The following is a 26,759-nucleotide window of genomic DNA, read 5'->3' as shown; positions in this document are numbered from 1 at the left end:
AGGATATAGCTATCCTAAAACTGAATTAAATACGGGGAGGCTGGAAGTGAGAAAAGGCAATTTCCTTGCCTGCACTCTCGCCAAATAGAGGAGTCAAAAAAGGTATATTGGGCTCAAATACTTCGAAGGTACCTGTTTCGAATCTCACCACATGCACATGGCAGCAGTGACATTGGCAAAAAGGAGGACATTCGTCAGAAGTTCCATGCTGATCTCCTTGCTGATCCTGGTTTAATTCCACACTCACGGAGATAGTATCCCGACTTTCGGATACAGCTGTGTCATCACAGGGTATGAAATTTAGCCCCAGGAAATAGACAGATAATATGATTGCCAAAATATTCACTTTTCAAAAGTATAAAAAAAGATAAGCAAAAGGCTTAGGTACATTAAAAAGATGTCTTCCAAAAAGCTTCATGCTTTTCAGAGGGGATCGAGATTTATTTTTTGGGGAGGTTCCTCAATATTAAAACCTTCAGATAATTAATTCATGGTCTGTAAGTTGGAGCCTAACCTTTCTCTCAAAGCAGCCATGTCATCACTGATTTTTCTATCTAAAATTTTTGCATAGTGCTGAGTGGTCTGGAGGTTTTTGTGACCAAGCATCTTACTTACACTTTCTATAGGTACCCCGTTGGATAAGGTTACAGTTGTGGCAAAAGTATGTCTGGCCAGATGAAATGTAAGATTCTTATTAATACCACAAAGATCTCCGATTTCTTTGATGTACGCATTCATCTTTTGATTACTTAACACTGGGAGTAGCCTTTTATGATTGACATCGTGATGGGAGGAATATTTCTCCAGGATGGCTTCTGCAGTAGGAAGGATTGGAATGCTACTTCGGGTTTTCGTCTTTGTGCGGTTTATTTTTATCCACTTGTTTCCGTCAATTCCCACTACTACCTCTTTTTCTGAAAGTTTCTTTACATCGGCATAGGCCAGTCCTGTAAAGCAGCAGAAGAGGAATATATCTTTTACTAAGTTTAATCTATCGTTGTTAATTTCTTTTTCTATCATGACCTGAAGTTCATCTTTTGTAAGAAATTCCCGGTCAACGATTTTTAGTCTCCCCTTCCAGTTGTTGAATGGGTCTCTACTGATCCATTCGTTGGCATAGGCAATCCTGATAATCTTTTTAAAATTGGTAATATATTTTATTGCTGAATTGTGAGCACAATTCCTTTCCGTCTTTAAATAATATTCCAATCCTGAGATGAATTTATGATCAACATCCTTTACGGGAATATCCGAAGCCTTATATTCCTTCTTAATATAATCTTCAACATGCTTTTTCGCGGTTCTGTATCTTTCAGCCGTTCCGGCAGCAAAGTCCTTTCCTATGAGCTTATTTACACGATCATTATGTTCCTGAAAAATATCAAGAAGCATTTTTCCATCCTTTTCCTTGGATCATTCCTAAATGTTGTGGAGGAATTGGAGTAAATCTCGATCTTTGCAGAAAAATTACTGTAGGTGGATAATAATTACCTGGACCTGATTAAGCTTGTACTTCCACAATTCTTGGTGGAGAATTTTGACTTAGAAAAGAGTAGAAAAGAAAAAGAAGTACTTCATCTTTATTTTGAAGAACGCAATATCCCTCCTGACGAACATTCTTCAAAGATTTTAGTATCTAAAGGTTTCCACAAAGAAATTACTATTCAAGACTTTCCGCTCCGGGGAAACACCGTTTATCTTCATGTGAAACGCCGTCGATGGTTGGATAAAGATACCGGACAGGTAGTGCAAAGAGACTGGAACTTAGTAGCACAGGGAACACGTATGACCAACGAGTTCGCTGCTTTTTTAAAAGAAATTAGTCGATACTAAGGCTTCTGACTGCCATACTATTGGAAGTTTCTACAGTGTCAATGGAAAGAAACTGCAGCGCCAGTACAAAGACTTTCTGAGTGATTTTAAGCAGTGGAAAGAAAAGAAGCACGCCAGAAAGTGGCTTATCTTTCCAGAGAATATGGGACCTTACCTCTCCATTGATGAGACTGCTCTATCCAAAGGAGAGCTCTACACGATCATCACCAATAAGAAGGCTAAAGGTAAAAAAGGAGCACTTGTAGCTATTATTGCCGGTACTAAAGCTGAAGCTATCATTGAGCAATTACTAAAGATCCCTTCTTATCAACGCAATAAAGTGAAGGAGATAAGCTTAGATATGGCTCATTCCATGAAGCTTATCGTGCAGAAATGTTTTCCAAAAGCAATAAAAGTCACAGATCGATTCCACGTCCAGAAGCTGGCTATTGAAGCCCTTCAGAACCTCCGGATCAAGCATCGATGGGAAGCAATTGATTATGAAAACGAGCAGATACAGAAGAGAAAATTAAAAGGCCAAAGTTATACTCCAGAGACCTTTACCAATGGAGATACCAGGAAACAGTTATTGGCCAGGAGTAGATATCTGCTATACAAAGCTCCATCGAAATGGACAGAAAGTCAATCTAAAAGAGCTAAAATCTTGTTCCATGAATATACAGACATTGATAAAGCCTATGCACTTGTCAATAGCCTTAGAAATGTATTTAACCAGACAAAATCTATTGAAGCAGGATATACAAGATTAGCCCATTGGTATAAAGAAGTAGAAGAATCCGGATTTAAATCATTTAACACCGTTGCCACAACAATAAGTCTCAACTACAGATCGATCTTAAACTACTTTAGAAATAGAAGCACAAATGCTTCAGCAGAATCATTCAATGCAAAAATTAAAGCTTTTAGAAGTCAATTTAGAGGGGTGAAAAATGTAGAATTTTTCCTGTACAGATTAACTACATTATTTAGCTAGTCCACAACTTTTGTTCTTGATCCTTGGTTACACTAAAAAATAGAAATTTAAGTGTAACCGAATTTGTAACCGAATAGATTCATTTTAGATGATATAATTTGAAATTATTGAAAATGAAAAAGCCCGAAAACTCAGGGTTTTCGGGCTTTTTACTAAAATTTGGAACTTAATCAGCGGAGAAAGAGGGATTCGAACCCCCGGAGGTGTTACCCTCAACAGTTTTCAAGACTGCCGCAATCGACCACTCTGCCATTTCTCCTTAGCGGATGCAAATATAAAAAGCTTTTTTAAATATTAAACAAGAAAATCCACTTTTTAAAAGAAGAAGTTTTAGTTGTTAGGCTAACAATCTTAAAAGTAGTAGTTTATACATAAAAAATATTTTCAAGCCTGTTTGCCCTTTTTGGAGGCAGCAGTCTATTGTGTTTTCTCTCTGCCGCATTTGGATTTCCCACATTAATAAATATCTTTGCCATAGTTCATTTTTTACTAAACGAGTTATCAAGAAAGGTTGAGGGATTAGACCCTGTGAAACCTTAGCAACCCTCCTTTGGAGAAGGTGCTACGTTCTACCACGGCAACGTGGATAGATAACAATAAGAATTCTTTCCCGTCTTCTTTTTTGATAGCCTTATTGCGCAAACAAATGTCAAAAATTGAAGACCTGCTTTCAGAAAAAATATTGATCCTCGACGGTGCCATGGGTACCATGTTACAGGAATATAAATTCACCGAAGAAGATTTCCGCGGAAAACGTTTTGCCAACTGGCCGGTTTCCCTAAAAGGGAATAATGATCTCCTCTCCATCACTCAGCCCGCAGCTATTGCCGAAATTCATAGGAAATACTTTGAGGCGGGAGCAGATATTGTGGAGACCAATACCTTTTCGGGCACCACTATCGCCATGGCCGATTATCAGATGCAAGACCTGGTTTATGAGCTCAATTATGAGTCCGCCCGCATTGCAAAAGAAGTGGCACAGGAGATCACCAAAAAAGATCCTCAAAAACCCCGTTTTGTGGCCGGCGCAATTGGTCCTACAAACAAAACTGCCAGCATGTCTCCCGATGTCAATGACCCGGGATTCAGGGCCATTTCCTTTGCCGAGTTATCTGCGGCCTACAAGGAACAGGCAAAAGCACTAATCGACGGCGGAGTGGATGTATTGCTGGTGGAAACCGTTTTTGATACCCTTAACGCCAAAGCAGCCCTTTTCGCCATTGAAGAACTTAAAGAAGAACTTTCTCTGGACATCCCGGTGATGATAAGCGGGACTATTACCGATGCTTCTGGTCGCACTTTGAGCGGACAAACAGCCGAAGCTTTTCTCATTTCCATTTCTCATATTCCCTTACTCAGCGTCGGCTTTAATTGTGCATTGGGGGCCAAACAACTCACCCCGCACCTGGAAGTCCTGGCCCGAAAAAGCGATTTTGGAGTCTCGGCTTACCCCAATGCCGGGCTGCCTAATGCTTTTGGGGAGTACGATCAAAGCCCCCGTGAAATGGCAGAGCAGATAAAGGAATATCTGTCCCGTGGTCTCGTAAATATCCTTGGAGGTTGCTGCGGAACTACTCCAAAACACATTAAAGCTATTGCTGAAGTAGCTAAAGATTACCAACCACGAAAATTCCAGAAAGAATTCATTCAACCTGAAACCGAATAGATCATGATTGCAGAAAAAAGTACGCCTGAAAGCACATTTTTGAGAGGTAAGCAGGAGCGATATCTAAAACTTTCGGGCCTGGAGCCACTGGTAGTCACTCCCGACACCAACTTCATCAACGTTGGTGAGCGCACGAATGTTGCAGGTTCCAAAAAGTTCCTGAGGTTGATCAAGGAAGAAAAATATGATGAGGCGCTTTCGGTTGCGCGAGATCAGGTTGAAGGTGGCGCGCAGATCCTTGATGTGAATATGGACGACGGGCTCATAGACGGGAAAGAAGCTATGGTGAAATTCTTAAACCTCATTGTCGCCGAACCCGATATTGCCCGTATCCCAATCATGATCGATAGTTCCAAATGGGAAATCATAGAAGCAGGGCTTCAGGTGGTGCAGGGAAAATGTGTGGTGAATTCCATAAGTTTAAAAGAGGGGGAGGAAGAATTCCTTGACCATGCAAAGAAGATCAGGCGCTATGGAGCGGCTGTGGTGGTGATGGCCTTTGATGAAACAGGACAGGCCGATAATTATGAACGGCGGATAGAAATTGCGAAACGCTCTTATGAGCTGCTGACTCAAAAAGCCAATTTTCCACCCGAAGATATCATCCTCGATCTCAATATTTTTCCCGTAGGTACGGGTATGGAAGAGCATCGCCGCAATGCGATAGATTATATAGAAGCTACGCGCTGGGTTAAGGAAAATCTCCCTTACGCAAGCCTAAGTGGCGGAGTGAGCAATGTGTCTTTTTCCTTCCGCGGAAATGATCCGGTTCGCGAGGCCATGCATTCCGTTTTCCTCTATTATGCCATTAAAGCCGGAATGAACATGGGCATTGTGAATCCGGCGCTGCTGGAGGTGTATGATAATATTCCGAAAGATCTGCTGGAGCATGTGGAAGATGTGATCCTTGATCGCAGGGATGATGCTACAGAACGCCTGTTAAGCTTCGCCGAAACCGTGGTGGGTACAGCAAAAGAAAGTAAAACAGATCTTTCCTGGAGAGAAAAGCCGCTGCAGGAACGCATTACACATGCGCTGGTAAAAGGTATGGACGAGTATATTGTAGAAGATGTAGAGGCGGCAAGGGCCAATTCTACCCGCACATTAGATGTCATAGAAGGACCTTTAATGACTGGAATGAATGTGGTGGGAGATCTCTTTGGAAGCGGAAAAATGTTCCTTCCACAGGTAGTAAAGTCGGCCAGGGTTATGAAAAAAGCCGTGGCGCATTTGCTGCCGTATATTGAGGAGGAGAAAAAGGCCGCTGCTCCCCAACCCCCAGAGGGGGAGATCGGCCTTTCCCCGAGGGGAGAGGAGTACTGGAAAACGGCAGATCCACAGATGTATTCTGCCATGAAAAAGTTTGCGAGGGAAATGCGGTATGAAAAAGCAACTCCTGCTGAACAAATTCTTTGGGAGGCTTTAAGCAATAAGAAGCTGGAAGGCTATAAATTCAGAAGGCAACATATTATCGGACCATACATTGCAGATTTTCTGTGTTTGAGGCATAGACTCATCATTGAACTCGACGGACTCATTCATCAGCGCCCAGAAAATAAGAAAAGTGATGAAGAGCGCACAAAATGGTTGAATCAACAGGGCTTCCGGGTAATTCGGTTTACAAACAAAGAAGTAGAAAAAAATCTTGATGACGTTCTTCAATCCATCATAGAAGAGCTAAAAAGAGCACCTGTGTTAGGCGCTTCTGTGGCACCCTCCCCCTCCGGGGGAAGGGGGGCAGAGGGCCACGGAAGCGCTGGAAAAATCCTCCTTGCTACAGTTAAAGGTGACGTTCACGACATTGGTAAAAATATCGTAAGCGTTGTACTGGCTTGCAACAACTATGAGATCATAGATCTTGGGGTAATGGTGCCACCCGAGAAGATTATCGAAACCGCCAAAGCCGAAAATGTTGACGCCATTGGTCTTAGCGGGCTCATCACGCCCTCTCTTGACGAAATGACTTATTTGGCCAGTGAAATGCAACGACAGGGATTTAAAATTCCGTTGTTGATTGGTGGGGCTACAACCTCCAAAGCGCATACGGCAGTAAAAATTGATACCCAGTACAGCAATGCAGTGGTTCACGTCAATGATGCTTCCCGCGCGGTCACAGTGGCGGGAGACCTGCTTAAAGAAAAAACCCGGCACCAATATAAAGCTCAATTAAAAGCTGAATACGACACCTTCAGAAAGAATTTTAAAAAAAGAAGTAAGGTGAAGGAATATTTGACCATTGCTGAAGCCCGGCAAAACAAATATCAGATTGCCTGGAAAGCCGATGACATTTCAAAACCAAAAAAATCAGGGGTACATGTGATTGAAGATTTTGAGCTTAAAAAACTGTTGCCTTTTATCGATTGGTCGCCATTTTTCCGAAGTTGGGAGTTACACGGGAAGTATCCTGCTATTCTTACAGACGAAGTGGTGGGAGAACAGGCCACATCGCTTTTTAAAGATGCCACCGAACTGCTCATTAAGATCCTGGATGAGAAATTGCTGAAGGCCAAAGCGGTCTACGGACTTTTCCCCGCAAATACTATAAATGATGACGATATTGAAGTTAAGGCTGAAGAAGCGGGTGCCAAAAATGTCATTTTTAGGACCCTTCGGCAGCAGTTGAGTAAATATGAAGGGAAACCTAATTTTGCCCTGGCCGATTTTGTTGCACCTAAAGAATCGGGGATTCAGGATTATATTGGCTGCTTCTGTGTTACTACCGGCTTCGGAACCGATGAGCTGGCAAAAAAATTCGAAGAAGAGCACGACCAGTATAATTCCATCATGATTAAAGCCCTATCTGACCGTCTTGCAGAAGCATTTGCGGAATATCTGCACAAGCAAATACGTACTGAAGACTGGGCTTATGCCCCCAACGAGAACCTGAGTAATGAGGAATTGATCAAAGAGAGCTATAAAGGAATCCGGCCGGCACCGGGATATCCTGCCTGCCCAGATCATCTTGAAAAGACCACCATTTGGGAACTTTTAAAAGTAAAAGAGAAAATAGGGGTGAAGCTCACAGAAAGCCTTGCCATGTGGCCCGCTGCCAGTGTGAGTGGATATTATTTCGCGCATCCCGAAGCCCGCTACTTTGGCGTTGGAAAGATCACCAATGACCAGGTAGCCGATTTTGCTGAAAGGAAAAACATAACCTTTGAAGAAGCTCAAAAATGGCTGCGCCCTGCTATTGCCGATGAATAAAAAGAAATCCGAAATCTCCTGAAATTAAAGAATTACAAGAAATGAAAATTACAGAACACTTAAGTGCTTCCAAAAATAAGACACTTTTTTCCTTCGAGATCCTGCCCCCTCTAAAAGGGCAAAATATTCAGTCAATTTTTGATGGTATAGATCCGTTAATGGAGTTTAAGCCACCCTTTATTGATGTGACTTATCATCGTGAAGAATATGTGTATATCGAGCGGGCAAAGGGGCTGCTGGAAAAGAGAGTGGTGCGAAAAAGGCCTGGCACAGTCGGTATTTGTGCAGCCATACAGAGTAAGTACAAAGTAGATGCCGTGCCCCATATTTTATGCGGGGGATTCTCTAAAGAAGACACCGAAAACTTCCTGATTGACCTCGATTTTCTCGGGATCAAGAACGTAATGGCACTTAGAGGGGATGCGGTAAAAAGTGAGATCTATTTTACACCAGATCCCCAGGGGCACAATTATGCAAATGAACTGGTAGAGCAAATTTCGGCTATGAACCGGGGAAAATTCCTTGATGAAGCCCTGGAAAATGGTCACAAAACCGATTTTTGTGTGGGAGTGGCAGGGTATCCCGAAAAGCACATGGAAGCACCCAGTATCGAAAAGGACATTCAGCGGCTTAAAGCTAAAATTGAAGCCGGTGCCGAATATGTGGTGACCCAGATGTTTTTTGACAACCAGAAGTTCTTTGAATTTGAGAAAAGTTGCAGGGAAAGTGGGATCACAGTGCCAATAATACCGGGGCTTAAGCCTATCGCCACCAAAAAGCAGCTCACCCTAATACCGCATCGTTTTCATGTAGATATGCCCAACGACCTTACCAGAGAGGTTGAGAAATGCAAGAACAATGAAGAGGTTCACCAGGTAGGGATTGAGTGGTGTATTGAACAAAGTAAAGAATTGGTGGCGGCAGGAATTCCGGTTTTGCATTACTATTCAATGGGTAAAAGTTCAAATATTAAAGCTATTGCTTCACAGGTTTTTTAGGAAGAAATTAATTATAGCATGAGGCTTCAAAAATGTCATTTTTGAAGCCTCATTTTGTGGCTATAACTTATTCATTTCCTGATTTTTATCAATATTTTTATACTGAAGAATTCTGAAATTTATTTTTTAAATATTCTTCAAAAATGAAAAATTTCAGGATCATTTCAGTTCTGTCTGTTATTACCGCAATCTTTGCTGCTGTTGCAGCGGCTGCCGGGATTTTTTATACTTCCGGAGGCGAATCTTATTTTTATGAATCCATTCGTGGGCAGCAAATAGAGATCTATGGTCGCGGACTTTACCAACACATGTCCAGCGAAGTTGCAGTGCAGGGGATTGCACATGATTACGTGATACTCTTTATCGCGGTGCCCGTTCTTTTAATTTCTACCTTTTATCTTAAAAAGCCGGGTCTCAAAAAAATACTTTTCCATGCAGGATTAGTAAAGTTCTTTTTCATCACCTATCTATTTTACATGAACATGGGGATGTATAATGGGCTTTTTATAGTGTATGTTATTCTCACTTCAACTTCTTTTTTTGCCCTCGCCCTTACACTACTAAATATAAATCCGGATACTCTCAAAGCAGGATTCGAGCCGGGACTTCCACGGAAATTTATTGGAGGTTTCCTAATATTCCTATCTTCAGCTATTGCACTGCTCTGGCTCCAGATTATAGTGGCACCTCTAATAGACGGCAGTATTATACCCGCATCTGTGGAACATTATACCAGTTTGACTGTGCAGGGACTTGATCTTTCCATTCTCCTACCATTATCCTTTGTAGGAGGATATTTGTTTATAAAAGATAGAAAGTGGGGATATTTTATATCTGCAGTTACTCTTGTATTTCTCTGTTTCTTAATGAGTGCATTGGTAGCCAAGATCATAGCAATGGCTTTAATAGGGGTAAATGTGATTCCGGTGGTCTTTATCATGCCCCCGGCCTTGATCCTGGCAGTAGTATGCAGTATAATATTTTTTAAGAAAATTAAACCTGAAGCACAGAAAAGCACCTTTTACTCTTCCAGCTCGATCCACACCGGGGCGTGATCACTGGTCTTTTCCCAGCCGCGTACATGATTGTCCACTCCGCCGTCTTTGAGCTTGTTGGTAAGATGAGGACTTAGCAGGAAATGGTCAATGCGCAATCCGGCGTTTCTTTCAAAGGCATTCCGGAAGTAGTCAAAGAAGGTATAGATGGTCTCTTCGGGATATAATTTTCTGATGGCATCTGTCCATCCCTGAGCTACAAGGCTGTGAAATGCTTTTCTCACTTCGGGCCTGAACAATGCGTCATCTACCCATCGTTCAGGTTTATAAACATCTTTTTCGGTAGGTATTACATTATAATCTCCGGTGAGAACTACAGCAACGTCACTATCCAGTAGCTCTTTTGCTCTTTTTGAGAGACGTTGAAGCCAGCGCATTTTATAGTCGAGCTTTGGTCCCGGTGCCGGATTTCCATTTGGGAGGTAAAGGCAGCCAATAGTGATCTCATTCACCACGGCTTCGATATACCTGCTTTGTTCATCTTCGGGTTCCCCGGCAAGGCCGCGGCCGGTTTCCTCAATTTCAAGTCCGTTTTTAGCGAGAATGGCCACGCCATTCCAGCGTTTTTGTCCATGCCAGATGGCTTTATAACCCGCTTTTTCTATATCCTGTTTCGGAATCTTCTCATCGGGTGCTTTTAATTCCTGAAAGCAGGCCACATCTGGCTTGGTTTCCTCCAGCCATTTAAGTAGAACAGGGAGGCGGGCATTAATTCCATTTACATTGTAGGTGGCAATCCTCATTTTAGAGGCTTAAGCTGTAGGATCTTTCCGTTATCTTCATCTGTTAGCACCCAAATACTGCCATCGGGACCCTGTTCTACATCACGCACTCTGGTGGTAAGTGGAATGCGTTCTACTTCCTGGGCATTATCACCGTTCACGTCTACCCGCACAATTCCGGCAGCAGTAAGGCCACCAATCATCATGCTGTTCTTCCATTCGGGGAAAAGGTTGCCATCATAGAATATCATTCCGGAAGGGGAAATAGTGGGTGTCCAGTGAATTACTGCATCTGCAAATTCAGGACGGGTAGTGGGTTTGGGAATTTCAGTTCCGTCGTAATTATCTCCCCAGCTCACCACCGGCCAGCCGTAATTCTTTCCGGCTTTGGCGGGTTGCAGTTCGTCACCGCCCATGGGCCCCATTTCGGCTACCCAAAGGGCTCCGGTTTCGGGATGAATCGCCGCACTTTCAATATTTCTATGTCCGTAAGACCATATTTCAGCAAGAGCGTTGGCATCGTCGAAAGCAGGGTTTTCTTCAGAAGCAGTTCCATCATCTTCCAGTCTTACCACGGTTCCGAGGTGACTTGAAAGATCCTGAGCCGGTTCGAACTTGAATCTTTCAGCAAGGGTGAGAAAAATGTCATTTCCTTCAGTAAAAAGAATCCGGCCTCCAAAGTGATTAGGGCCTTCAACTTTTGGTTCCATGCGGAAGATGGTTTCGAAATCTTTGATTGTATTTCCCTCAAGTTTTCCTCTACCAAGGGCAGTAGAAGCTGTACCATTGTTTCCGGGTTCAGCAAAAGAGAGGTAGATAAATTGATTTTCCTGAAAATTTGGATGTAAAGCTACATCCAGCATTCCGCCCTGTCCCTGCGCAAAAACTTCAGGAGTACCCATAAGTGGCTCTGAAAGTGTGCTGTCTTTTAGGATGCGGAGGGTTCCTGCTCTTTCTGTAACCAGCAACCTGCCATCTGGCAAAAATGCCATTCCCCAGGGATGATCAAGATTTTCAACTATTTTACGCACCTGCACATCACCAGCATCGGTTCTTACAGTAGATTTTTGGGCCAAAGCTGTAAGGCTGAAGAGTAGAAGGGTTAAAAATGAAATTAGAATTTTTTGTTGCCCCGCAAGAGGGATTGCAACAGCCTGTGATCTCGTATTTTTTCTCATAGCAATTTTTTTACCTACCTAAGATAAAAAGACTTGCGCCTGCTTACAAGCTGATTAGTAAAGACTTAACACGGTGTGTTGAAGCTTTATAGTTTTTTATGATCTTGCTGGCTGGAGGAGTGAAAAATTTATGCTAATTCACACTGGCAGCCTGAAGCAGAAATTACTGCCGGCCTAAAAATATTCAGCCTCAAAAATGGCATTTTTGAAGGGCTGTTTTCTTCGGAAGCTATTCGAGCGGAATCTCTAATACAAAAGCAGTTTCCTGCTCGTTTGAAGATACTGTTAATTCTCCGTGGTGCGCTTTTGCAATTTCTGAAGCTATAAAAAGTCCCAGTCCCAAACCTTTTTTGTTGGTGTCTTCTCCTTCGCGGTAGAAAGGCTGAAAAAGGTGAGCTAAAGCTTCGTCAGAAATTTTTTCTCCCGAGTTTGATACTTTTAATTTGAAGTGATGGTCATTTGTGCTGGCCTCCACCTTAATCAGGGCTTCGGCATTACCATGTTCATGGGCATTTCCCAGCAGGTTTGACAGTAGTTGCCCAATGCGGTTCTTGTCACAGTTCACCTCATGATCAAGCTTGCAGCTAAAGATGATCTCCCTGTCGGGAGCCAGTACTTTCATCTCCTTGATAACCTGCTTCAGCATTTCTTCCAGGCTATGGTTGTGCTTCTCTTTCTCCAGAATAATGCCTTCTCCCATTTGCCCGCGGGCAAAATCGAGAATATTTTCAATAAGCGCCTGCATTCTGTAAGAAGTAGACTTAATAAGGGCAGCATTGCGAAGGGTGAATTCCTCTTTAGACATTTTAAGGAGAATGTCGGCACTCATTCGCATAGTAGCGATAGGGTTCTTAAGATCATGCCCAAGAATGGCAATGAATTGATCTCTAAGTTGGGCGATTTCCTTCTCTTCCTTTAGATTGTCTTCACTAAGCTTAATTTTTTCTACGGCATCGAGGTGAAAGGAAATAAGCTCGGCATAAAGCTGGAACATCGTGGTGATTTCGGGGGTATTGATCTCCTGCGGATTGGGATCAATAGCGCAAAGCGTTCCAAAAAATTCACCATTCTTCCTGTACACCGGCACCGAAATATAACTCTGCAACCCATAAATTTTTGGAGTGTGATGGTTGCAGTAACTTGTATCATTAGCCACGTTGTCTATAACCACAGCCTTTCGGTTTTGGTGCACCTCATGGCATAGAGTAGTTTCAACGTCCAGTTCATCTCCGGGTGTGAGCCCAAAAGAGATAAGGTCATGTGTGGCACAGGTCACCCAGCGGTCATCTGTTACCCTGGCAATGGCAGCAAAACCCATTTTAGTGGTACGACAAACAACTTCCAGTAATTGCGGAACTACCGAAATTTGATTTATGGCGGCTATATCACCAGATAAATCGAGAGGAGAATTTACTTTAATACGTATATTTTTTTTTAATTTCTAAAGCAATTAGCAAATTACAAATAAAATTTTAAAAACGCAGTGTGGAAATATTTATCAGTTTATTGCGGGTCTATGGCTTTGAGTGTTTCAAGCACATTTTGTTCGGTTTTATAGAGTTTTTCCCTGCAAATTTTGAGCAGGGCAGAGGCGCGTTTCACCTTCGCATCGAGCTCGTCAATGCCAATTTCGGCATTCTCCATTTCACCTACAATCTCCTGTAATTCGGTAAATGCTTCGGTGTATGTGATCTTTGTTCCCATTATTTACTTTCGGTATTTTTTATTTCTGCGGAAGCTTTTCCTTCAAAGAATTCGGTTTCTACAAGATCTCCCGGTGCTACCGCAGCCGAGTTGGTAACGATCTTTCCGTTTTTCCGGGTAATGCTGAAACCCCGCTTCATGATGTTCTTTGGAGACAGCAGTTCTACTGAAGTAGTGATGTTCTTTAAATTTGCAGCTTCATATTTTATGACAGCTTTACTTTCTGAAGTAACCGTCTGCCTGAAGGAGGCGAGCCTGTTCTTCTCCCGGTCTACTATCCTGTTCGCCAAGAAACCGAAGGAGGTGGATACCCGCGAGAGCTGTGTTTCCTGCCTCTCAAAAAGCAGGTTTGCGCCGGCAATTATTTTCTGAATATTTTCCCGGAGGGGCTGGGAGAAATTGTGAAACTCCTGAAGAAGGAATTCAGCTATTTTTGTGGGCGTAATAAAACTCTTGTAACTCACAAGTTCACTAACGGTCTGGTTGGTGGAATGTCCAATGCCGGTTAAAACCGGGATCGGGAACTGGGCGATTTTCTTTGCCAGCTGGTAATTATCGTAGCAGCTAAGGCCTATTTCTCCGCCACCTCCCCTAATAATAGCCACGGCATCAAAGAGCTTTTTATGATGCTTTATTTTCTCTAACTGCGCAGTAATGGTGGTCACAGCCCTTTCTCCCTGTAAAATGGCAGGAAAAAGTTTATACTGAAACTGATAACCCCAGGGGTTGTTCTCAATCACATTGATAAAATCCTGATAACCTTTACTGCTGTTCACCGAGATAATTGCAATAGTCTTGGGAAGTTGAGGCAGTGGCTGTTGTTTATTGGCGTCAAAAATGTCTTCGGCAATGAGTTTTTTTATAGCCTCTGCACGTTGTTTGGCCAGTTCCCCCAAAGTGTATTCGGGGTCTATGTCAAGAATGTTCAGCGCCAGCCCGTAAACCGAATGGAAAGTGACCGTTGCCTGTACTACAACCGTCATATCATCGCGAAGATCTTCATTTAAAACATTTCTGAATTTGTTATTGATAAGATCAAAGTTAGATTTCCAGATATTACCTCTGAGTTCGGCGATGATCTTTCCGTCTTTTTTCTCCACGAGATCGGGGTAGCAGTGGCCGGTGTGGGGGTAATGATTCAGTTTAACGATTTCGGCTTTTACCCATACCACCTTGCTGCAATGACTGTTTATCACATTCTCAATAGCTTCGGTAAGCTTGGACAGCGGGAAAACTTGTTTGGCAGGCATAGCTTAATCTTACAAGCTAAGATATTGCAAAATATCTATCCTAAAAACTATTGTCTCAAAAATGGCATTTTTGAAGGTCTTTTGCTGAAGCGTATCAATTTGACTGATCTATAGATCTTAATTTACTATAAGAGCAGCTAACCCTGCGCTAGTGTTTTTGCTACTTTTGATGGAAAATAGCTTTATATGAACAACAGTAATTCTCCCCGGCTCTTTGAGCCACTCAAAATAAAATCTATAACATTTAAAAACCGAATTGGAGTTTCTCCCATGTGCATGTACAGTAGCAAAGACGGTTTTGCCAATAACTGGCACCTTGTACACCTGGGAACCCGTGCAAGCGGCGGGGCAGGACTTGTAATTTCTGAAGCTACCGCGGTTTCTCCCGAAGCCCGTATCACGCCCGATGATCTTGGGATTTGGAAGGATGAACACGTTGAAAAACTGAAGGAAATAACGGTATTTTTGGAGGGCCAGGGAAGTGTTCCGGGCATCCAGCTGGCTCATGCCGGGAGAAAAGCGTCTACCAGCAGCCCCTGGCAGGGCGGGAAGTTTCTTTCTGAAAATGAAGGTGGCTGGCAACCGGTTGCTCCCTCAGAAATTCCTTTTTATGATGATAACCCGGAGCCGGAAGCATTGAATTCCGAAGGAGTTGAGAAAGTGATCTCCGATTTTAAAGAGGCTTCAAAAAGGGCATTTTTGGCAGGTTTTAAAGTGCTGGAAATTCATGCTGCTCATGGATATTTGCTGCACCAATTCCTGTCTCCGTTAAGCAACCATAGAACCGATAACTACGGCGGATCTTTTGAAAACCGCATAAGACTCTTGCTGGAAGTTACACGTGCCGTGAAAGAAAACTGGCCAGATGATCTCCCGCTATTCGTGAGGATCTCTGCGACCGATTGGGCTGCCGGAGGCTGGAATGAAGAGGAATCGGTGGAGCTGGCAAAACGGCTTAAACAAGAAGGAGTTGATGTGATAGATTGTTCTTCGGGCGGACTTGTGGCCGGGGTGAGCATTCCGGTAGCAAAGAAATACCAGGTGCCATTTTCAGAAAAAATAAAGAAAGAATCAGGGATCATGTCGGCTGCAGTAGGTTTGATCACCACGCCGCAGGAAGCCGAAGAGGTGCTGCAGCATGAACAGGCCGATATTATACTGCTGGGCAGGGAATTACTTCGGAATCCTTATTTTCCATTAGAAGCCGCTGCCGCATTAGGTGCCACTGTAGATTGGCCTAATCAATACCTAAGAGCAAAACGGGCAAAATAAAAAAATGAGGCTGTCTTAAAAGTACTACTTCAGTCGCTTTGGAAATAATTTCAGGGTTTTGAGTTCTGAAAATAACTTCCGAAGGACTTTAGCGCTTTAAGACAGCCTCATTTCAGTTTAAAAATTCCGCAGAAATTTTAAAGAATTATCCAGTCTACAAGTGACCCCACTACAGCTATAATTATTGCCAGCCATAAGGAAGGCATGAAACCGTGGGTTTTGAAGCCTGTACTCAGTTTATCGGCCAGTTCGATGATGATCGCATAGGCGATGATCCTGGTGATAAATCCTAATCCGAGGAAATAGAAGATCCCTAAAGTGGCAATATTGAGCACAGCCGTAAGGATCCAGCTTAAGAAAAAGCTTAGAACCCCAATAAGCAGTGCCACTACAAGGGCGGTTTTCCAGCCTTTTAGCTCTACTTTGGGAAACATTTTTGCTGCGATAAGGAGCACAGCGGCGTCAATGATAATATGTATTAGCCAGCTTAACATATGGGTTGGTTTTTAAGGTTGGGTTGGTGATGGTTTATTTATCGGTGTCGCTTACTTTTTCAGCTTGCTTTTTTAATTCGTTCACGTTGGTTTGGTAAGGTTTTTCTTTAAGCACTTTTGCCACGTGCACCAGGTTGTGAACCATGTGATAGAGGTTGCGGTTGGTGAAAAAATGCCGGTCACCATTGGCCTCGATATAAGCAGGGCCCGGGCCTGCCTTGCCTACGTAGTAGCTAAAGGCATTTACAGGAATTGTAAAGCCGTGTTCAGAGAGGTCAAAACAAATGCTGGAAATGGCCTTTTTGGCACCATCTTCATTACCGTCAACCATCACGCCACCAACTTTATTGAAAGTAGGATACTGTCCCGTATCTTCATCGGCTTCGCTCCAAATGCCATCAAATCTTTCGGCTACCAATTTAGCCACGGCACTGCGGTCGCCCCGCCAGATTGGAGTAGCGAGGATCATGATGTCGCTTTCTTTGATCTTTTTCAGGATTTTTGGCCAGTCATCGCCTTCCCCTTCATCAGATGTATTTCCGAATTTTACATTGTGGTCTATGACCCTTATTTCTTCGGTTTCTACCTCCAGACTGGTGAAGATCTTTTCGGCCTGTTTGATAAAGGCAGTAGTGTTGGAGGTTTCAGGTGATTTTTTGAGGGTACAGTTTAAAAATATTGCTTTTAGAGACATAATTTATCGCATGTTTGTTGCACCGTCCATTTGGTGCTTTAGTTTAAGATTTCCTTTAGGTTCTTTTTTTAGTTTAGAGGGTACTTCATCTCCAACCGGCCCTTTTCCAATAGTGATCCCTCCATCGGCAGAGTAGACGGCGCCGGTGACATAAGAAGCTTCATCGGATGCCAGGAAAAGGTACACATTGGCAATTTCTTCGGGTGTGCCGCGGCGGCCAAGTGGGGTAGCGCTCATCATTTGTTTTTCTATCTTTTTGGTGATATCACTTGTTTCTTTGTGCGTCCACGCGGTATCGATAGGGCCGGGAGCAACGCAGTTTGCCCTAATTCCGTTCTTTGCCTGCTCGGCTGCGACTCCTTTCATAAAAGCGTGCATAAATCCTTTTGTTCCACCGTAGGGCGTGACACTGGGGATACCAATTTTTCCTGCTTCCGATCCTGCTGAAACAATGCAGCCCTGCGACTTCTGCAAATGTGGAATGGCATATTTGGTCATCAAAAATGCCGTTCTCAGGTTGTTCTTCAGAAGATTATCAAAGGCTTCAGGAGAATATTGGTCTATTGTATTTACTTCAGGATAAACCCCTGCGTTGTTGATGAGAATGTCTATACGGCCGAAGTGTTTAACGGCGGTTTCTACAGCATCTTTGGCATTTTCTTCCGAAGAAATATCGGCAGAATAACCTATAGCCTTTCCTTTAGATTTCTTGATGTCACTAATAACCTCTTTTACCGGGTCTTGCGGCATGCCCACCACAAGCACTTCGGCGCCTTCGGCTGCAAATTTCTTAGAAATGGCTTCCCCAATTCCCGTGGCTCCGCCGGTTATAATCGCTACTTTTTTTTCCAGTCTGTTCATCTCTGTTTCTTTTGTTTTACGGCCTTTTACAATGGTTTTAAAATCGTGGATTCCTAAGTTAGTTTCTTTTTGAGCCTGCAACAAAATGATTAAGAAAGCTTTAGCTGTTTTTTTCTCAAATCTTAACGCATTGAGGGCTTGCGGGGGTGTAGCCCGTTAAGACAATGCTAATACTTCGGGTATAAATAGAAAATCGGGTATCTTGTAGTATATCAATTAAAATCTTCAAATTATGAGGTCAATCTGGAACGGCTCAATAAGTTTTGGTTTAGTGACTATCCCTATTAAAATGTACTCGGGCAGTGAAGAAAGAAAACTCGATCTCGATATGCTCGACAAGAATGACCACGCCAGGATACGATACAAACGAGTGAATGAAGTGACGGGTGAAGAAGTGGAGTGGAAGGATATTGTAAAGGGCTACTTAAAAGACGACTCTTATATTGTGCTGGAGAAAGAGGATTTTGACAAGGCCAATATGAAAAAATCCCGCACCATAGATATTGAAGAATTCATTGAAGAAAAGGATGTGGCCGATGTGCTCTTTAAAAAGCCGTATTTCCTGGAGCCTCAAAAGGATGGGGAGAAATCATATAATCTTTTAAAAGCTGCTTTGAAGGATACCGGCAAACTGGGCGTGGCCACTTTTGTAATGCGTGCCAAAGAGAACCTTAGCCTTGTTGGGGTATACAAAGACGCCCTCGTGTTGCATGTGATTAGGTTTGCTGATGAGATACGCGACCCTACCGAACTAAAACTCCCCGACACCAAAGTTTCCAAAAAGGAAATTGATATGGCCAAATCGCTCATTGAACAATATACTGAAGAATTCGATTTTGAAAAGTATAAAGATGTCTATAATGATCAACTCTTAAAGATCATTAAAGCGAAGAGCGGCGGTAAGAAAACCAAAACCGAAAAATTTGAGTCAAAAGCCACTCCTGCGACCGATCTTATGGCGCAGTTAAAGGCGAGTCTTGATAAAAAGAAGAAGAAAACTAAAGCTTCCTAATGGCACTTGACGAGTACATCAAAAAAAGAGATTTTCAGAAAACTCCCGAACCCGATGCTGCTTATGAAAAGAATGGAGGGAAGTTTAGGTTCGTGATTCAGCGGCACAGGGCAACCCGCCTGCATTACGACCTGCGCCTGGAAATGGAAGGCGTACTAAAGAGCTGGGCCGTACCCAAAGGCCCATCTATGAACCCTGCCGATAAGCGGCTGGCAATCATGACCGAAGACCACCCCATAAAATACCTCACTTTTAAAGGAACAATCCCTAAAGGGAATTATGGAGCAGGGGAGATGAGTATTTGGGATGAAGGTACTTATGAGGCATCTGGTGGCGGAGGCGAAGAAGACCTGCTTAAAATGCTGAAAAAGGGGGACCTTAAAATTACCTTTTTTGGCACCAAAATAAAAGGAACTTTTGCACTGGTGCATACCGGGCGAGGTGGTGAAAAAGACAATCAATGGTTGCTTATCAAGAAGGCTGACGATTTTTCTACAGATTTAAGTTATGATGCCGAAAACCTTAGTGAACACGCCAGTAAAGAGAAGGTAAAACAGCTTGAAGTAAATGAATTGATCAAGCCCATGCTTGCCACAAAAGCAAAGGAGATCTTTAATAAGGCCAACTGGATTTTTGAATTAAAGTGGGATGGATATCGCGCTTTGGCCAATATCCAAAAAGGGAAAGTGGACCTGTATTCCAGGAATGGTATTTCGTTTAAAGCCAAATTCAGGGAAATTTATGAGCAGCTAAAGAATATTCCGCATGATGCGGTGCTTGATGGGGAAATTGTGGCGCTCGATGAGAGTGGGAAACCCGTTTTTCAAAAACTTCAGAATTACCAGAAAGCACCTTCAGGAGAATTGCGATATTACGTTTTTGACCTGTTGCACCTTAACGGGCACAATGTTATGCACCTGCCACTTTCCGAAAGAAAAAGTTTAATTCAGGAAGTGATAGAAGATATTCCGCAGGTATATTACTGTGATCATGTAGAGAGCATGGGAAAAGCCTTTTTTGAGCAGGCATTGGAAATGGGAATGGAAGGTGTGATTGCCAAAAAAGCTGATTCCCGGTACCTTCCAGGCTCCAGGAGTGATAAATGGCTAAAGATAAAAGCTTTTGAAAGCCAGGAAGCATTGATTTGCGGGTATACAGATTCAGATAAAGGAGGGCCGTTTGGATCTCTGATTTTGGGAATGCACCGAGATGAAGAGCTGGTTTATATTGGCAACTGCGGCACGGGTTTTAGTGAAGATGATAAAAAGGAACTTTTCGACAAATTCCAGGAGATGGTTACTAAGGCCATGCCTTTTAAGAAGAAGCCTTCCTTAAAAGGACGAAAGCCTACCTGGCTTACTCCGGAATTGATCTGTGAAGTCACTTTTTCTGAATGGACCCGCAGCGGACATATGCGACACCCTTCTTTTAAAGGACTGCGGATGGATAAACTTCCGAAGGAGATAACCAGGGAAAAAACTGCGGGAGTCCCTAAGCATAAGCCCACATCAAAAAAGGAAGGGAACACGCTGGATATTGGGGGCATATCTGTGCCCATTAGCAATCTTGATAAGGTTTACTGGCCAAAGTCGGGATTGAGAAAATACGATCTCATAGAATATTACCTGCAAATAAGTGATACGATTTTGCCATTTTTGAAGGACAGGCCGCAGAATCTACACCGGCATCCCAACGGCATCCTTGAAGAGGGATTCTACCAGAAAGATACAGCGGGTATTTTCCCACACTGGCTGGAATCTGCCAAAGTATTTTCAAAGCACAACAACCGCGAATTGGAGTACATTCTGTGCCAGAATGAAGCCAGTCTTATTTACATGGCTAATTTGGGGTGTATTGAGATCAATCCGTGGAACTCGAGGGTGCAGAACCTGCTTCACCCAGATTTTACGGTTATTGACATAGACCCTTCAGAAAAGAACACTTTTGAGCAGGTGATAGAAGTTGCACAGGCAGCGAAAGAAATTCTCGATAAGGCCAAAATACCTGGCTACCCCAAGACTTCAGGTTCAAGCGGGATCCACATTTATATTCCGCTGGGCGCGAAATATACTTATGATGAAGCCCGGGATTTCACGAAGATTTTGTGCTATTTTATTCAGGAGAAACTTCCCGGTCTCACTTCAATGGAGCGCAATGTTAAAAAGCGGCAAGGCAAGATCTACCTGGATTTTCTTCAGAACAGAAAAGGGCAGACCCTTGCTGCCCCATATTGTGCCCGTCCCAAACCGGGAGCAACGGTTTCGGCACCGCTTGAGTGGCATGAAGTGCAACCTGGTCTTGACATGAAAGATTTTACTATAAAAACCATGCCGGCCAGAATTCAGGAAAAACCTGATCTATTTAAACCAGTACTTGAAAAGGGCATTGATATAGAAAAGGCCATTGATGCACTTTCGGGCTAATTTTTACCATTATCATCTTCGTCTTCCTCATTTTCGGTGCTGTGTTCGCTTTCGTTGAATTTGTTATTTAGAAAGTACTTGGGACTTACACCATATTTTTCTTTGAATATCTTTGAAAAATAGCTTCGGTTGTTTAGCCCAATCTGGCCAACAATTTGTGATATGTTTTGATCTGATTCACTAAGCATTTCTTTTGCAGCTTCGAGCTTTACCTGTTGTACATATTTATTCACAGTGAGGTTGAACATGTACCTGAAACCTTCCTGTAATTTATTTACATTAGTTCCTACTTCTTTGGCCAGCTCATCAACAGAATAATTATTATTGAGATCCTGGTTGATCACGTCTACAGCTCTTTTGACTTTTTCTACATCACTTCTTCTAAGCATGGTAGATTTACTGTCGTTTTGTTCATCGTCTATGAACTGGCTTATTTGTTTGGTGAGCATCTCATAGGCTTTACCTTCTAAAAATATGAAACGCAAGAAGCCGGTATGATCCTTTTTAGCGATGTCTTCTACGATATCGGCAGCCTGAATGCTGTAATTACCCTGGTAGAAGAAAAGTTCCTGGGCTACGTCATCTTTAAACAGCCGCTCCAGGCGTGGGCTGATATCTTTGTACCCAAAGTTCTTTCTTTTATTGAATTCGGCCCGAATGATCTCCAGGCTAAAAACATGCGAGGTCTCATTGGCTTTAAAGTAAAGCACATGGCCGTTGTACCCGCTACTGGACACGATCACATTTTGGTAGGTATCTATGGTATGAATGTCTTCGTTTTCTTCAAAGGCGTGGTTTACCCTGCCTTCAGAACAAAATATGAACTTTAAAGGATGGGTTTGGTTAATAGTGAAATGGATCTCCATATCCTTGTAAAAGGTCACATTGTATTCAATGATCCCTATACCCGAATCAAAACTGGTTCCTCTAATGAAACCCTGTCCAAGTTTTTCAGGGAGTTCTATGGTGAGTTCTCCGGCATCTTTTTTAAGCGGAGTTCTAAATTGTTTGGATAAGCTTTCAATAATCTCTTCAACAGGAAGAGCTTTTACAAAAATTTCCATCTAGTGGTTTTCTTTTTTGGTCTTCAGTTTATTTTAAATTTACTCTAACAAATCCTTTTTGGATGAGATAATCTATAGAAAATTATAAAGGATTTATCTTAAAAATACCTGATTTTATAAAATCATATATTTAAAGTTGTGTTATAAGTTGTATAGGTTGTGCTAATAACGGTAACCTTTAACAGTGCTTTAAGGTACATTTGGTTTTTTGGATTCAACGAGACTCCAATAAACATTAGTGTATGGGGTTATTTTATTTGATATTGGGACTCGAGATCCTGGGAGTTTTATTGGTGAGCGTTTTCTTGATTCGAAAGGTTTACAACTTATACCGTGAAAAACGAGAGCGTAAACGCGAGTAATTTTAAAAATATTCCCCCTTTTTTCTTACTACACGCTTCATTTGCAGCCTCTGTTTGAGGGATGTATCTTTGTGAAAATTTTAGTTATGGAAAGTGTAGATGCGCTAAAGTGGCGTTATGCAGCAAAGAAATTTGATCCTGAAAAACTACTTCCGACAGAGAAGATAGAAATACTCAAAAATGCTTTTAACCTCACTGCTACCTCTTACGGGCTACAGCCCCTTAGATTGGTGATGGTGCAAAATAAGGATGTGCAGGAGAAGCTGATGAAAGCCTCTTACAATCAACAACAGGTAAACACCGCCTCTCATGTGCTGGTTATTTGCATTGAACGTACCGTGAATAAAGCTTTTATTGAAAACTATTTTAAGACGGTTCAGGATGTGCGAAAAACTCCTGATGAGATACTGCATCCCTTTAAAGAGTCATTAGTAGGAGATTTTGAACAAAAGCCTGTTAGTGAAGTAAAAATATGGGCCACTCACCAGGCTTATCTTGTGCTAGGTACTTTGCTCACGGTTTGTGCAGTAGAAAAAATAGATTCCTGCCCTATGGAAGGTTTTGAACCGCATAAGTATAATAAAATCCTTGAGCTTGAAAAATACGGCCTTGAAGCAGTACTTGCCTTACCTGTAGGTTACCGTGCCCAAGATGATTTTTTTGCTTCCCTTAAAAAAGTGAGAAGGCCCCTGGAAGACACTGTTATTGAAATTTAATATTTTACGTACTCAATAATTTCGAGTCCGTATCCTATCATTCCCACGCGTTTAGTCTGTTTTGTATTAGATAAGAGACGAAGTTTGTGGATTTTGAGATCGTGAAGTATCTGGGCTCCAATTCCGAAGTCCTTAGAATCCATCACAAGGGGAGGAGCTTTCATTTCTCCCGTTTTTTGAAGGTCTTTAAGTTCACCAAGTCTTTTAAGTAAATTGAGGGACTGGCTTTCCTGGTTAATAAAGACTATAGCTCCCTTTCCTTCTTCATTTATCGCCTTGAACATGTAATCTAGCTTCTTATCGGCGTCGTTTGTAAGGGTGCCTAAAATGTCATTATTGACAAGCGTTGAATTCATGCGTACCAGCACCGGATCTGAAGATTTCCATGCGCCTTTGGTAAGTGCGATATGCACCTGCTTATTGGTGGTTTGTTGGTAGGCTCTTAACCTAAATGTTCCAAAGCGGGTGTTGATATCAAAGTCTTCCTTTTTGGTAATAAGAGAATCATGCAGCATTCTATAAGCTACAAGATCTTCAATAGAAACTACCTTAAGGTCGAATTTTTTAGCTACCTCCAGGAGCTGCGGCAGCCGTGCCATAGAACCATCTTCATTCATGATCTCTACAATTACCCCGGCAGGAGGAAAGCCTGCAAGCCTTGCAAAGTCAATAGCAGCTTCGGTATGACCTGTACGTCTTAACACGCCTCCTTCTTTAGCTTTAAGCGGAAAAATATGTCCGGGACGACTAAGGTCAAAAGGTTTGGTGTCAGGATCAATAAGGGCTTTTACAGTCTCTGCTCTGTCTGATGCCGAAATTCCTGTGGTTACTCCTTTTCCTTTAAGATCTACAGAAATAGTAAAAGCAGTTTCCATAGGATCTGTACTGTTGCCAACCATCATTTCGAGTTGCAGTTCTTTACAACGCTTCTCGGTAATAGGGGCGCAAATGAGACCCCGACCGTGAGTAGCCATAAAGTTGATCATTTCGGGAGTTACCTTGGAAGCTGCAGCAAGGAAATCTCCTTCATTTTCACGATCTTCATCGTCAACAACAATGATCACCTTACCGGCTCTAATGTCATCAATAGCTTCTTTAATAGTATGTAGTTGAAATGAAGTTTCAGTAATCATAGATGTGCAGTATTATTGCCGGTAAAGATATTAATCCTTTTGGGAACGACCCATAATGTGCGTTCTTTTCAGCAACTTTTTAATAGGCTCAAAGAGAATGCTAAAGCTGAATAATCCCTGATCTGTAGTTGCTCTATAGGTGAGAAAAATTCCTAAAGGAAGCATGATGAGGGTAGAAAGCCAGGTTCCCAGGAACGGGCTAACCTGCCCTTCTTCGGCACTGTTCTTGGCAAAGATCCCAATAAAGTGATAGGTGAGGAACAACAGCACGGCTATCACCATGGGCAATCCCATTCCTCCTTTTCTAATGATGGCTCCCAGGGGCGCACCTACAAAGAAAAGAACAATACAGGCAAAGCCAAGCACATATTTCTCGTGCAGGGCGATCTCAAATTTATTAAGGCGTTTTGAAGCCTGCGACAGTTCTGTACGCTTACCAACCACCGTAACGAGTGCACCATTGACATTGCCCAGCGCGAGATTAACAATCTGCGAGGCCTCATGGGTTTCATAGAGGGGTAGAATACCTTTTTCGGGTTCAATAACCGTATCTTCTGTGGCAGTGTTTTCTCTCTTGAGATTTTCGACCCCTGTGCGGCTGTACATATTTCTTGAAAAAGATTCCAGGTCCTCATTATAGGAAGTAGAGAAAGAATCTATAGTTCGGGTGAGTTCTGAGATCTTGAGCATGTTATGGGAGTTGCTGTAATTCTCCTCATCAAGGTCTATGTCGTTGAACCCTGAAAGATCCATGTTGATCACGTACTCTTCAAAATAGCTTTTTGCAAAAGGCTTTTTCTGCCTGTCGCGCGGAGAATCGGGGATGATCTCATCGTAGTAGTTACCATCCTTCAGGATCAAACTTAAAACATTTGAGCCTGTGCTTCCTACCAATTCTCCTTCTGTAGCTTTAATTACGGTGTGATTTCCGGGGCGGCGCTCGTTCTTTTTATGAATGATGACATCTTTAAGATACTGGCCTCGTTCTCCCGATTTTTCTTCAACTTTAATATTGATCTGGCCCAGGTCGTTAAATACTCCTTCAGAAATAGCCATTGCGGGCTTTAACTGGGCGATGTTTCTCCTCAGGTTTATAGATTTATACTCGGCAGCAGGAATTACATTATTGGAAAAGAAAAAGGCGGTAATACTTACCAGTAAGATGAAAAAAGTAAGGGGGCGCATTGCCCGCTGTAAAGATATTCCTGCCGATTTCATTGCTGCGAATTCATAATTTTCGGCAAAATTACCAAAGGTCATGATTGAAGTAAGCAGGATGGTGAGCGGCAGTACCAGCGGTACCAGCTTCGGACTAAAGTATAACAGGAATTTAAAGATGACCTCGGCATCGAGATCTTTACCTGCCAGCTCCCCAATGTACAGCCAGATGGTTTGTAATACAAATATGAACATGAGTATCACAAAGACCGAAAAGAACGTTCTTAGGTAGCTGGTAAGTATGTACCTGTCTAGTATTTTCAATTAACTTAGTCTAACCGGTTAATATAATAGTCTTTATACCTGCTTTCTTTAAACTGGAACAGTGACTGGGGCAGGGGTTGATTGGTCTTGAAACTGTTTACTGTAATTGTGATTTTAGTGCCATTGTCCTGCGTTTGGATCATGTTATAGATGTGCTTTGTTTGTTTGTCAATGCCAAGGTGAATTTCTTTAATCTCGGCGTTGGAATCAATAGGTGTAAGCTTTACATACTGAATTTTACGTCCCTTAAGATCCTGTACAGGCCCCATTTCTGTTTTGTACCCGTTGTTGTAAAAGGTCAGCATTTTAGACGGACTAATATCCTGGTCGTCCTCCGGATTATGTGAGGAAATATTAATTTCTTCATCTTCGGGGATAATGGTGTACAATTTTGCCCCGTCAAATAACCGGGTGGTGCCCATAATGTTGAGCAGGTATTTTTCACCTTCAAGGCTTACATCTCCACGGGTTTCGTGCTTTACATTCTCGGCAGTATTTTCAAGTCCATATTTGAACTCAATAACTATGTTTTCATAAGATTCCACCTTCGAGGAAACTTCGCTGAGCAATTGTTTGGCTTCTTTAGACGATTGGGCATTTCCTGCCATAAAAGTCATTATTGCCGCTACTACTAAAATTATTTTTTTCATTTTCTTATGTGGT

The 26,759-nt window shown here is 42.5% G+C and carries 23 protein-coding genes, 1 tRNA gene and 1 riboswitch; of the genes, 10 read left to right on the top strand and 14 right to left on the bottom strand.

From position 1 onward, the window contains the following. Positions 1–483 precede the first annotated feature (483 nt). Complete coding sequence (locus tag VS868_RS01070; RefSeq protein ID WP_345598909.1) at positions 484–1,392, bottom strand: site-specific integrase; 909 nt, start codon at positions 1,390–1,392, stop codon at positions 484–486. 84 nt (positions 1,393–1,476) lie between these two features. Here VS868_RS01070 and VS868_RS01065 point away from each other — a divergent pair, with 84 nt between their 5' ends. Together VS868_RS01065 and VS868_RS01060 are read left to right on the top strand one after the other, a co-directional pair. Continuing rightward, on the top strand, positions 1,477–1,833 hold the full coding sequence (locus VS868_RS01065; protein WP_266068495.1) for a transposase: 357 nt from the start codon (positions 1,477–1,479) through the stop codon (positions 1,831–1,833). A gap of 52 nt (positions 1,834–1,885) precedes the next feature. Beyond that, positions 1,886–2,806, top strand: coding sequence for a transposase (locus VS868_RS01060; RefSeq protein ID WP_345599806.1), 921 nt, complete (start codon positions 1,886–1,888; stop codon positions 2,804–2,806). A 174-nt stretch (positions 2,807–2,980) separates the two neighbouring features. Here VS868_RS01060 and VS868_RS01055 read toward each other — a convergent pair. Next, positions 2,981–3,065: transfer RNA gene (locus tag VS868_RS01055), tRNA-Ser, on the bottom strand. 236 nt (positions 3,066–3,301) lie between these two features. Beyond that, positions 3,302–3,403: riboswitch (SAM riboswitch) on the top strand. A gap of 49 nt (positions 3,404–3,452) precedes the next feature. Here VS868_RS01055 and VS868_RS01050 point away from each other — a divergent pair. The 4 genes from VS868_RS01050 (at position 3,453) to VS868_RS01035 (ending at position 9,729) form a co-directional block, all read left to right on the top strand. Further along, positions 3,453–4,472, top strand: a complete 1,020-nt coding sequence (locus tag VS868_RS01050) for a homocysteine S-methyltransferase family protein (RefSeq protein WP_266069028.1) — start codon at positions 3,453–3,455, stop codon at positions 4,470–4,472. Positions 4,473–4,475: 3 nt separating this feature from the next. Then, positions 4,476–7,676 carry a vitamin B12 dependent-methionine synthase activation domain-containing protein gene (locus tag VS868_RS01045; RefSeq protein ID WP_345598907.1) on the top strand — a complete coding sequence of 1,067 codons (3,201 nt, stop codon included), beginning with the start codon at positions 4,476–4,478 and terminating at the stop codon, positions 7,674–7,676. A 41-nt stretch (positions 7,677–7,717) separates the two neighbouring features. Continuing rightward, positions 7,718–8,674: a methylenetetrahydrofolate reductase [NAD(P)H] gene (gene metF, locus VS868_RS01040; protein ID WP_345598906.1), complete on the top strand. Its 957-nt coding sequence runs from the start codon at positions 7,718–7,720 to the stop codon at positions 8,672–8,674. A 143-nt stretch (positions 8,675–8,817) separates the two neighbouring features. Continuing rightward, positions 8,818–9,729: a hypothetical protein gene (locus VS868_RS01035; RefSeq protein ID WP_266069025.1), complete on the top strand. Its 912-nt coding sequence runs from the start codon at positions 8,818–8,820 to the stop codon at positions 9,727–9,729. On the opposite strand, the gene xth is transcribed toward VS868_RS01035, so the two are convergent. The 5 genes from xth to xseA form a co-directional block, all read right to left on the bottom strand. After that, positions 9,696–10,472, bottom strand: coding sequence for an exodeoxyribonuclease III (xth, locus tag VS868_RS01030; protein ID WP_345598905.1), 777 nt, complete (start codon positions 10,470–10,472; stop codon positions 9,696–9,698). The two genes, VS868_RS01035 and xth, sit on opposite strands and share 34 nt — an antisense overlap. Continuing rightward, positions 10,469–11,629 carry a PQQ-dependent sugar dehydrogenase gene (locus VS868_RS01025; RefSeq protein ID WP_345598904.1) on the bottom strand — a complete coding sequence of 387 codons (1,161 nt, stop codon included), beginning with the start codon at positions 11,627–11,629 and terminating at the stop codon, positions 10,469–10,471. The genes xth and VS868_RS01025 overlap by 4 nt, the downstream gene beginning before the upstream one ends. A 229-nt stretch (positions 11,630–11,858) precedes the next feature. Beyond that, complete coding sequence (locus tag VS868_RS01020; RefSeq protein ID WP_345599860.1) at positions 11,859–12,995, bottom strand: GAF domain-containing sensor histidine kinase; 1,137 nt, start codon at positions 12,993–12,995, stop codon at positions 11,859–11,861. Positions 12,996–13,132: 137 nt separating this feature from the next. Further along, positions 13,133–13,333, bottom strand: coding sequence for an exodeoxyribonuclease VII small subunit (gene xseB / locus VS868_RS01015; protein WP_345598903.1), 201 nt, complete (start codon positions 13,331–13,333; stop codon positions 13,133–13,135). Then, entirely contained in the window at positions 13,333–14,583 is a 1,251-nt protein-coding gene (gene xseA, locus VS868_RS01010) for an exodeoxyribonuclease VII large subunit (protein WP_345598902.1), read from the bottom strand. Before xseA ends, xseB begins: the two co-directional genes overlap by 1 nt. A 186-nt stretch (positions 14,584–14,769) precedes the next feature. Here xseA and VS868_RS01005 point away from each other — a divergent pair, with 186 nt between their 5' ends. Beyond that, entirely contained in the window at positions 14,770–15,855 is a 1,086-nt protein-coding gene (locus VS868_RS01005; RefSeq protein WP_345598901.1) for an NADH:flavin oxidoreductase/NADH oxidase, read from the top strand. 137 nt (positions 15,856–15,992) lie between these two features. Here VS868_RS01005 and VS868_RS01000 read toward each other — a convergent pair whose 3' ends face one another. Genes VS868_RS01000 through VS868_RS00990 form a run of 3 tightly spaced genes read right to left on the bottom strand, consistent with a single transcriptional unit; the run spans position 15,993 to position 17,904 of the window. After that, the gene (locus VS868_RS01000; protein ID WP_266069018.1) at positions 15,993–16,349 is read right to left on the bottom strand and encodes a phage holin family protein; all 357 of its coding nucleotides are present in this window, start codon (positions 16,347–16,349) and stop codon (positions 15,993–15,995) included. 34 nt (positions 16,350–16,383) lie between these two features. Beyond that, positions 16,384–17,043, bottom strand: a complete 660-nt coding sequence (locus VS868_RS00995) for an NAD(P)H-dependent oxidoreductase (RefSeq protein ID WP_345598899.1) — start codon at positions 17,041–17,043, stop codon at positions 16,384–16,386. Positions 17,044–17,046: 3 nt separating this feature from the next. After that, complete coding sequence (locus VS868_RS00990; RefSeq protein WP_345598898.1) at positions 17,047–17,904, bottom strand: SDR family oxidoreductase; 858 nt, start codon at positions 17,902–17,904, stop codon at positions 17,047–17,049. A 232-nt stretch (positions 17,905–18,136) separates the two neighbouring features. On the opposite strand from VS868_RS00990, the gene VS868_RS00985 reads away from it, so the two are divergent. Next, positions 18,137–18,916 (top strand): Ku protein, encoded by a 780-nt coding sequence (locus tag VS868_RS00985; protein WP_266069015.1) that lies wholly within the window; start codon positions 18,137–18,139, stop codon positions 18,914–18,916. Then, positions 18,916–21,339 (top strand): DNA ligase D, encoded by a 2,424-nt coding sequence (ligD, locus tag VS868_RS00980; RefSeq protein WP_345598897.1) that lies wholly within the window; start codon positions 18,916–18,918, stop codon positions 21,337–21,339. Before VS868_RS00985 ends, ligD begins: the two co-directional genes overlap by 1 nt. Here the strand turns inward: ligD and VS868_RS00975 are convergent. Beyond that, entirely contained in the window at positions 21,336–22,403 is a 1,068-nt protein-coding gene (locus VS868_RS00975) for an AraC family transcriptional regulator (protein WP_345598896.1), read from the bottom strand. The two genes, ligD and VS868_RS00975, sit on opposite strands and share 4 nt — an antisense overlap. A 448-nt stretch (positions 22,404–22,851) precedes the next feature. Here VS868_RS00975 and VS868_RS00970 point away from each other — a divergent pair, with 448 nt between their 5' ends. After that, positions 22,852–23,481 (top strand): NAD(P)H-dependent oxidoreductase, encoded by a 630-nt coding sequence (locus tag VS868_RS00970; protein WP_345598895.1) that lies wholly within the window; start codon positions 22,852–22,854, stop codon positions 23,479–23,481. Here VS868_RS00970 and ribB read toward each other — a convergent pair. From ribB to VS868_RS00955, 3 genes are read right to left on the bottom strand one after another with little or no spacing between them, the layout of a single operon-like run. Continuing rightward, on the bottom strand, positions 23,478–24,614 hold the full coding sequence (gene ribB / locus VS868_RS00965; protein WP_345598894.1) for a 3,4-dihydroxy-2-butanone-4-phosphate synthase: 1,137 nt from the start codon (positions 24,612–24,614) through the stop codon (positions 23,478–23,480). The two genes, VS868_RS00970 and ribB, sit on opposite strands and share 4 nt — an antisense overlap. Positions 24,615–24,644: 30 nt before the next feature. Next, on the bottom strand, positions 24,645–26,096 hold the full coding sequence (locus VS868_RS00960) for an LptF/LptG family permease (protein ID WP_345598893.1): 1,452 nt from the start codon (positions 26,094–26,096) through the stop codon (positions 24,645–24,647). 5 nt (positions 26,097–26,101) lie between these two features. Further along, positions 26,102–26,746, bottom strand: coding sequence for an outer membrane lipoprotein carrier protein LolA (locus tag VS868_RS00955; protein ID WP_266069005.1), 645 nt, complete (start codon positions 26,744–26,746; stop codon positions 26,102–26,104). Between the last annotated feature and the right edge of the window lie 13 nt (positions 26,747–26,759).

Source organism: Salinimicrobium sp. 3283s, assembly GCF_039602225.1.
Classification (GTDB): Bacteria; Bacteroidota; Bacteroidia; order Flavobacteriales; family Flavobacteriaceae; genus Salinimicrobium; species Salinimicrobium profundisediminis.
This window is presented reverse-complemented; position numbering and strand designations above follow the sequence as displayed.

Excerpts from the sequence above, each read along its gene's own strand:
- ligD (WP_345598897.1), top strand. The coding sequence starts at position 18,916 with ATGGCACTTGACGAGTACATCAAAAAAAGAGATTTTCAGAAAACTCCC.
- VS868_RS01045 (WP_345598907.1), top strand. The coding sequence starts at position 4,476 with ATGATTGCAGAAAAAAGTACGCCTGAAAGCACATTTTTGAGAGGTAAG.
- xseB (WP_345598903.1), bottom strand. The coding sequence starts at position 13,333 with ATGGGAACAAAGATCACATACACCGAAGCATTTACCGAATTACAGGAG.
- VS868_RS01035 (WP_266069025.1), top strand. The coding sequence starts at position 8,818 with ATGAAAAATTTCAGGATCATTTCAGTTCTGTCTGTTATTACCGCAATC.
- VS868_RS00955 (WP_266069005.1), bottom strand. The coding sequence starts at position 26,746 with ATGAAAAAAATAATTTTAGTAGTAGCGGCAATAATGACTTTTATGGCA.
- VS868_RS01050 (WP_266069028.1), top strand. The coding sequence starts at position 3,453 with ATGTCAAAAATTGAAGACCTGCTTTCAGAAAAAATATTGATCCTCGAC.
- VS868_RS01025 (WP_345598904.1), bottom strand. The coding sequence starts at position 11,629 with ATGAGAAAAAATACGAGATCACAGGCTGTTGCAATCCCTCTTGCGGGG.
- xseA (WP_345598902.1), bottom strand. The coding sequence starts at position 14,583 with ATGCCTGCCAAACAAGTTTTCCCGCTGTCCAAGCTTACCGAAGCTATT.
- VS868_RS00970 (WP_345598895.1), top strand. The coding sequence starts at position 22,852 with ATGGAAAGTGTAGATGCGCTAAAGTGGCGTTATGCAGCAAAGAAATTT.
- ribB (WP_345598894.1), bottom strand. The coding sequence starts at position 24,614 with ATGATTACTGAAACTTCATTTCAACTACATACTATTAAAGAAGCTATT.
- VS868_RS01070 (WP_345598909.1), bottom strand. The coding sequence starts at position 1,392 with ATGCTTCTTGATATTTTTCAGGAACATAATGATCGTGTAAATAAGCTC.
- metF (WP_345598906.1), top strand. The coding sequence starts at position 7,718 with ATGAAAATTACAGAACACTTAAGTGCTTCCAAAAATAAGACACTTTTT.
- VS868_RS00995 (WP_345598899.1), bottom strand. The coding sequence starts at position 17,043 with ATGTCTCTAAAAGCAATATTTTTAAACTGTACCCTCAAAAAATCACCT.
- xth (WP_345598905.1), bottom strand. The coding sequence starts at position 10,472 with ATGAGGATTGCCACCTACAATGTAAATGGAATTAATGCCCGCCTCCCT.
- VS868_RS00975 (WP_345598896.1), bottom strand. The coding sequence starts at position 22,403 with ATGGAAATTTTTGTAAAAGCTCTTCCTGTTGAAGAGATTATTGAAAGC.
- VS868_RS00985 (WP_266069015.1), top strand. The coding sequence starts at position 18,137 with ATGAGGTCAATCTGGAACGGCTCAATAAGTTTTGGTTTAGTGACTATC.
- VS868_RS01000 (WP_266069018.1), bottom strand. The coding sequence starts at position 16,349 with ATGTTAAGCTGGCTAATACATATTATCATTGACGCCGCTGTGCTCCTT.
- VS868_RS01005 (WP_345598901.1), top strand. The coding sequence starts at position 14,770 with ATGAACAACAGTAATTCTCCCCGGCTCTTTGAGCCACTCAAAATAAAA.
- VS868_RS00990 (WP_345598898.1), bottom strand. The coding sequence starts at position 17,904 with ATGAACAGACTGGAAAAAAAAGTAGCGATTATAACCGGCGGAGCCACG.